Below are 6,214 nucleotides of genomic sequence, written 5' to 3' on the forward strand. Positions count from 1 at the left end.
GTCCGCCCGTCGGAGGCGGGGACCGGCGCCGCCACGCACAGCAGGCCCTGCGTCGACTCCTCCCGTTCGTAGGCGACCCCCGTCTCCACCGCCCGGATCAACTGCCCGCGCAGCAGACCGGGCGCGATGACCGTCCGTGGCGTCCGGCGTTCCATCGGCCCGGTCAGCACGGCGGCCCACTCCTCCTCCCCGGCACAGGCCAGCAGGACCTTCCCCAACGCCGTGCAGTGCATCGGCATCCGCCCACCGGTACGGGAAGGTGCCTTCGCCTGGCGGTGTCCGCCGATCTTCGCGATGTAGACGACCTCGTGTCCCTCCCGCACCCCGAGGTGCACCGTCTCGTGGGTGCGCTCGTAGAGGTCCTGCAGGAAAGGCATCGCCAGTTCGAGCAGCGTTCGCTCCGCCGCGGCCCGCAGACCCAGCTCGAAGAGCCCTCCGGAGAGCCGGTACCCGTGCGCCGTCCTGTCCAGCAGCCGGTGCCGTACGAGATCCCCTGCCACCCGGTGCACAGTCCCCTTCGGCAGATCCGTCCGCCGGACCAGCTCGGCGAGCGGAAGCACTGAGTCCGCCGGGCCGAACGCCCGCAGGATCGCCAGGGCCTTACCCAGCACTGTGCCGCGCTCCCTGTCAGGGCCTTTCCCACGCTCCTCCACGTGAAAGAGCGTACCGCTGAGTGGAACGCGACCATGGCCCTCTCTCCTGCCGTGCCGCAGATTGGACGTCATGGCACAGACCCACCCGACTGTCCCCGACGACAGCATCGCCGCCGCTGCGGCCCGACTCCGCGAGGCAGCCGCAACCGGCGTCCCGACCATTCCGGTACGCGACCTGATCGGCCGTGACGACGTCGAGGCGGCGTACGCCGTGCAGACACGGCTCGCCGCCGAGCGGATCGAGGCGGGCGCCACGGTCGTCGGCCGCAAGATCGGCCTGACCTCGACCGCCGTCCAGCAGCAACTCGGTGTCGACCAGCCCGACTTCGGCGTCCTCTTCGATGACATGGCGTACTCCGACGGCTCGGCCGTACCGGCCGAAGCGATCCTCCAGCCGCGGGTCGAGGCCGAGATCGCCTTCGTGCTGAAGGACGACCTGACCGAGGGCCTGCTCGACCACGCCCAGGTCAGCGGAGCCGTCGACCACGCCGTGGCCGCGCTCGAGATCTGCGGCAGCCGCGTGGCCGACTGGGACATCAGCTTCGGCGACACCGTCGCCGACAACGCCTCCGCCGGCGGCTACGTACTCGGCACCCGCCAGGTCCCCCTCACCGACTTCGACCCCGTCACGGCCGAGATGACGATGATGATCGACGGGGAGACCGTCTCCACCGGCAACGGCGCCGCCTGCCTCGGCGACCCGGTCAACGCCCTTGTCTGGCTCGCCCGCCAGGCCCGCGACCTGGGCTCGCCGCTCCGCGCCGGTCAGGTCGTCCTCTCCGGCGCACTCGGCCCCATGCGCCCGGTGACGCCGGGCAACGCCGTCCAGGCCACCGTCACCGGCCTCGGCACCGTGTCGGTCACCTTCTGCTGACACCTCCTCCCCGGACAAGGAACACGATGAGCAAGACGAAGGTCGCCGTCATCGGGTCGGGCAACATCGGCACCGACCTGATGATCAAAATCATGCGCACCGCACAGCACCTCGAGATGGGCGTCATGGTCGGCATCGACCCGGCCTCCGACGGACTCGCCCGCGCCGCCCGCTTCGGCTTCGAGACAACCGCCGAAGGCGTGGAGGGACTGCTGAAGTCGCCGCAGATCGATGAGATCGGCATCGTCTTCGACGCCACCTCGGCCGGCGCGCACCGCCACAACGACGAAAAGCTCCGCCCTCTCGGTATCCGGATGATCGACCTGACACCGGCCGCCATCGGGCCCTACGTCATCCCGGCCGTCAACATCGACGAGCACCTCGACGCGCCCAACGTCAACATGGTCACCTGCGGCGGCCAGGCCACCATCCCGGTGGTGGCCGCGATCAGCCAGGTCGTCCCGGTGGCGTACGCCGAGATCGTCGCCTCGATCGCCTCCAGATCTGCCGGTCCGGGCACCCGCGCCAACATCGACGAGTTCACCGAGACCACCTCCGCCGCGATCGTCGAGGTCGGCGGGGCCCGGCGCGGAAAAGCGATCATCGTCCTCAACCCGGCCGAGCCGCCGCTGATGATGCGCGACACCGTCTTCGCCCTGGTGACCCTGCCCGGCAGCCAGGACGAAAGGGCCGCCGCCGGGCGAGAGATCACCGCCTCGGTCGAGAAGATGGTCGCCGAGGTCTCCTCCTACGTCCCGGGCTACACGATGGTGCAGGACGTCCAGATCAGCGAGATACCGGCCGACCAGCCGGTCGAGACCCTCCTCGCGGACGGAGAGGGCCCCCGGCCGACCCACCAGGTGTCGGTCTTCCTCAAGGTCGAGGGCGCGGGCATGTACCTCCCGGCGTACGCCGGAAACCTCGACATCATGACCTCGGCCGCAGTACGGATGGCCGAGCGGATCGCCGCCGAGAAGGAGACCGCGAAGTGAGCACCGACATCTTCGTCCAGGACGTCACCCTCCGGGACGGCATGCACGCTGTCCGGCACCGGATCACGCCCGACGACGTCAAGCGCATCGTCTCGGCTCTCGACGAGGCCGGCGTGGACGCCATCGAGGTCGCCCACGGCGACGGTCTGGCCGGTGGCTCGCTCAACTACGGCCCCGGCTCGAACACCGACTGGGAGTGGATCGAGGCCGCCGCCTCGGTCCTGGAGAACGCCCGCCTCACCACTCTGCTCCTGCCCGGCGTCGGCACCATCGACGAGCTGAAGCACGCCTTCGACCTCGGCGTCCGCTCGGTGCGCGTGGCCACCCACTGCACCGAGGCCGACATCTCCGCCCAGCACATCGCCGCCGCCCGCGAGCTGGGCATGGACGTCTCCGGCTTCCTGATGCTCTCGCACATGGCCGAGCCCGAGAAGCTCGCCCGGCAGGCCAAACTGATGGAGTCCTACGGCGCCCACTGCGTCTACGTCACCGACTCCGGCGGCCGGCTGACCATGAACGACGTCACCGCCCGGGTCCGCGCCTACCGGGACGTGCTCGACCCGGCCACGGAGATCGGCGTCCACGCCCACGAGAACCTCTCGCTCTCCGTGGCCAACTCGGTCGTCGCGGTCGAGAACGGCGTCCGACGGGTCGACGCCTCGCTCGCCGGGCACGGCGCGGGCGCGGGCAACTGCCCCATCGAGGCGTTCGTCGCCGTCGCCGACCTGTCCGGCTACAAGCACGGCTGCGACCTGTTCAAGCTGCAGGACGCTGCCGACGACATCGTCCGCCCGCTCCAGGACCGCCCGGTCCGCGTCGACCGCGAGACCCTCACCCTCGGCTACGCGGGCGTCTACTCCAGCTTCCTCCGCCACGCCGAGCTCGCTGCCCGGAGGTACGAGGTCGACGTCCGCGACATCCTCATGGAGTGCGGCCGGCGCCGCCTGGTCGGCGGCCAGGAAGACATGATCATCGACATCGCCCTCGATCTCACCGCCGCTCGATGAGGCCGGCCTTGCGGCTCAGTGGCGTGAAGCAGAACGCCTGATCCGTTCACGGGCGAGCGTGTCCCACCGCCTCTCCTGGGGCCCCCGCGGTCCTCCGATCAGGCGAACCCCGGATGGGCTCCAGGCCGCATGGCGCTCCCACTCTGCACAGAGCCGCCAGAGCGGCGATCTCCGCAGCGCAGATGCAACCGGCAGGAGCCACGGGCGCGCACCGCCGGGCGGTCCTACTGGTGCGACAGGGGCGGGACGGCAGCCGGATGAGCGCCCCCTGACTGGCCGTCAGAAAAGTCAGCATCAGTCCCGGCACAGCCTGTCACGGACGGCCGCACCTGCCCCTGGGGGGTCAGTGTCCGAAACGATCGCGCAGAGGCTCTACCGACGGGACGGACGACAGAGCCCTCCAGGTCTGGTGATGGTGGCGGTTTCAGTTCTTGCCCGAGAAGTTTCTGGGAAAGATCACCGGAAAGTGTGACCGCACCCCTATCTGCGCACCGCAGTCCATTTTCCGCCTCGAGAACACCTTGCCCTCTCCCATGGCGAGACCCACGAGCACGGCGAGTGGCTGACCTCCCAGGAGAAGGCACGGCTTCTGCACCTGGAGCAGCGCGCCGCGCAGCGCGAGCAGCACCGCAAGCCCGGCGAACGCACCAGCGGCTCTCCCCGTTCGGGGGAGGGGGAAGGAATCTGCCTGCAGAGCGGGCATAGGTCGTGCGGCGGGGTGGCACGGTCCGGTCATGAGGATGATCAGCATGGTGGCAGCGGGAGTCATGAGCGCGTGTCTCGTTCTCACGCCGGTGTCCGACGCGTCGGCGCAGCAGTACTGGAACAAGAAGGTGAAGTGTGAGCAGAGTGATCCCGAGGGGCGGGTCATCCCCACGCGTTACGGCAACGGGGATCTGGGCTGGAATCACTTCTTTGGCAAGCACAACATCAAGAAGTGCCGGGTGGTCGACGCGGCTCTGGCCGGGAAAGTGGACAAGAAGAGCGGGGGAAGGCTCGAGTACTACAGGGTCGCCCGCAACCAGGCCAAACTGGTCAACATCGTGGTCATCGTGCAGTACGCCCGCCGCACGGGTGACGGTGAGTACGACGCGGGCAAGGGAAACAAGATCGGTGTCGTCACCACCTACTGCAAGGGCATGAGCAAGTGCCCGAACTGGATCAACGAATGAGTACCTCCGGCAAGGAGACCGTCGAGCAACAGGCCTACCTCACGCGTTTTCTTCTCGACTACACAGCACTGCCTCTGGCCGAGGGGGTCTTCCTGCGCGGTGTCCTGCCGACGCGGAACGCGGTCCGGATCGTGACCGGCGGCGCTGATGCGGTGTTGGCCCACGAGCTGGTCGCCTACGAGATCCCGTTGTCGGACGAGGACGACGAGGCGGTCACCGCCCCGCTGGTGCTGGGCTGGACCCGCGCGCTCCTCGCCGGCCCGCTCCCCCGCACGGACGCGACCGTGATGGGTATGCCCCTCGTCCTGGTGGACACCGCCGCTCTCGAGCCTGCCTCCCCCGTCCCGGCGGACCGGGCGCTGCGTGTACTGCGCACGCTGGCCTGGCCGTTCGTGGAGAGTCCGCCCAGCCCGGCACTTTGCGGGTTCTTCTTCACGGGGCCGGACAGTATGCGGCTCTACCTCGCCGTCGAGAAGGCCGGGGGCCTGATCGCGGCCGACGTGCGGACCACCGGTGCTCTCACCGCTCTGCTGGCTGCTCTGCCCTCGCTCGTGGAGGAGGAGGAACGCTGGGCGACGGACACATCCGACCCCCACTGTGCCCGCCTGATCGACCTGACCAACTGGTAAGGGGTGCGGGCTCGTACGCGGCCGAGCAGACGGACTTCGACCGCAGGTGCCGGAAGGCGCGACGAACTTGTGCCGGGGCGAACCTGCCGGACGATCTCGGCATCTCCTACAGCCGCCGAAAGGCGGCGCCCAGGCACAGCAGCGGCTTGGTGAAGCCGTAGTGGTGAGGGTCAGGGCATATCTCCTTCCCGGACCCACTGGCCGACAGGACTGCTGAAGTCCGGCGCGTACAAGGCACGCCCGCCCGGCCCGTACGCACTGTGAGGAGTGATCAGGAACGCACCGGTTGTGCGTTCAGGAGTTGTGAGACCGGTGACGTCCAGAAGCGGCCCGCCGTTCAGCTCGACGTACTCACGGCTTGGGCGGGTGGCGTAGGAGGCGGCGTCGTCGCAGTCGGTGCCGTAGATCCGCGGCCGTGTGTGCTCAGTCACCACTCGGACTGTCAGCCCTTCCCCGGGCTCTGCACCTGTTTCATCCAACCCGTCCCCGCACGGCAGAGAAGATAAACCGGACCGGCGAGGAGTGATCGCCGGTCCGACCTGTAGATGGTCTCAGGCACCTTTCACCTGTGGGAAGCGGATACCGGTTTCCCGGTGGCGAGTGCCCGAAGTGGTGCACGCTCCTGAGGTCGTGCTGTGCTTCCGGGGTGCGTGGGGGCGCAGTTCTCCGGCCCGGAGGCCACAGCGAACGCCCCGCGACTCGAGGGCTGCGGAGCGCTCGGAGGGCGTGCCGTCCCCGGGGGAGATCTGGCATCGCTTGGTCCCGGTAGCAAGAGACCAGGAAGCCGGTTACCTGCGGGGTACGGTCGCCTGGCTCATGGCCGCCGCCAAGCAGGGCTCTGCACTCGGCGCTCAGATGCCGTCCCGCATGTTCAGCAGGTACTCCCC

At 69.0% G+C, this 6,214-nt stretch carries 8 protein-coding genes; 5 read left to right on the forward strand and 3 right to left on the reverse strand.

Annotation, left to right across the window (positions count from 1 at the left end):
• Window positions 1-653: IclR family transcriptional regulator (locus tag VN520_RS06060; RefSeq protein WP_325745804.1), on the reverse strand; the 653-nt coding region annotated here is incomplete at its 3' end.
• Window positions 654-723: 70 nt separating this feature from the next.
• Here VN520_RS06060 and VN520_RS06065 point away from each other — a divergent pair.
• The 3 genes from VN520_RS06065 to dmpG are packed head-to-tail and all read left to right on the forward strand — an operon-like array spanning window position 724 to window position 3,526.
• Window positions 724-1,527, forward strand: coding sequence for a 2-keto-4-pentenoate hydratase (locus VN520_RS06065; RefSeq protein ID WP_325745805.1), 804 nt, complete (start codon window positions 724-726; stop codon window positions 1,525-1,527).
• 26 nt (window positions 1,528-1,553) lie between these two features.
• Complete coding sequence (locus tag VN520_RS06070; protein WP_325745806.1) at window positions 1,554-2,519, forward strand: acetaldehyde dehydrogenase (acetylating); 966 nt, start codon at window positions 1,554-1,556, stop codon at window positions 2,517-2,519.
• A complete protein-coding gene (gene dmpG / locus VN520_RS06075; RefSeq protein WP_325745807.1) occupies window positions 2,516-3,526 on the forward strand; it encodes a 4-hydroxy-2-oxovalerate aldolase in 1,011 nt (336 codons plus the stop codon). The genes VN520_RS06070 and dmpG overlap by 4 nt, the downstream gene beginning before the upstream one ends.
• Before the next feature lie 424 nt (window positions 3,527-3,950).
• On the opposite strand, the gene VN520_RS06080 is transcribed toward dmpG, so the two are convergent.
• Window positions 3,951-4,277 (reverse strand): hypothetical protein, encoded by a 327-nt coding sequence (locus VN520_RS06080; protein ID WP_325745808.1) that lies wholly within the window; start codon window positions 4,275-4,277, stop codon window positions 3,951-3,953.
• On the opposite strand from VN520_RS06080, the gene VN520_RS06085 reads away from it, so the two are divergent.
• Together VN520_RS06085 and VN520_RS06090 are read left to right on the forward strand one after the other, a co-directional pair.
• Window positions 4,276-4,698 carry a hypothetical protein gene (locus VN520_RS06085; protein WP_325745809.1) on the forward strand — a complete coding sequence of 141 codons (423 nt, stop codon included), beginning with the start codon at window positions 4,276-4,278 and terminating at the stop codon, window positions 4,696-4,698. The two genes, VN520_RS06080 and VN520_RS06085, sit on opposite strands and share 2 nt — an antisense overlap.
• Window positions 4,695-5,327 (forward strand): hypothetical protein, encoded by a 633-nt coding sequence (locus tag VN520_RS06090; RefSeq protein WP_325745810.1) that lies wholly within the window; start codon window positions 4,695-4,697, stop codon window positions 5,325-5,327. The genes VN520_RS06085 and VN520_RS06090 overlap by 4 nt, the downstream gene beginning before the upstream one ends.
• A 170-nt stretch (window positions 5,328-5,497) precedes the next feature.
• On the opposite strand, the gene VN520_RS06095 is transcribed toward VN520_RS06090, so the two are convergent.
• A complete protein-coding gene (locus VN520_RS06095) occupies window positions 5,498-5,758 on the reverse strand; it encodes a hypothetical protein (protein WP_325745811.1) in 261 nt (86 codons plus the stop codon).
• Between the last annotated feature and the right edge of the window lie 456 nt (window positions 5,759-6,214).

Origin of the sequence: Streptomyces sp. (assembly GCF_035563135.1) — a bacterium.
Lineage (GTDB): Bacteria > Actinomycetota > Actinomycetes > Streptomycetales > Streptomycetaceae > Streptomyces.

Excerpts from the sequence above, each read along its gene's own strand:
- VN520_RS06080 (WP_325745808.1), bottom strand. The coding sequence starts at position 4,277 with ATGCTGATCATCCTCATGACCGGACCGTGCCACCCCGCCGCACGACCT.
- VN520_RS06070 (WP_325745806.1), top strand. The coding sequence starts at position 1,554 with ATGAGCAAGACGAAGGTCGCCGTCATCGGGTCGGGCAACATCGGCACC.
- VN520_RS06065 (WP_325745805.1), top strand. The coding sequence starts at position 724 with ATGGCACAGACCCACCCGACTGTCCCCGACGACAGCATCGCCGCCGCT.
- VN520_RS06090 (WP_325745810.1), top strand. The coding sequence starts at position 4,695 with ATGAGTACCTCCGGCAAGGAGACCGTCGAGCAACAGGCCTACCTCACG.
- VN520_RS06085 (WP_325745809.1), top strand. The coding sequence starts at position 4,276 with ATGGTGGCAGCGGGAGTCATGAGCGCGTGTCTCGTTCTCACGCCGGTG.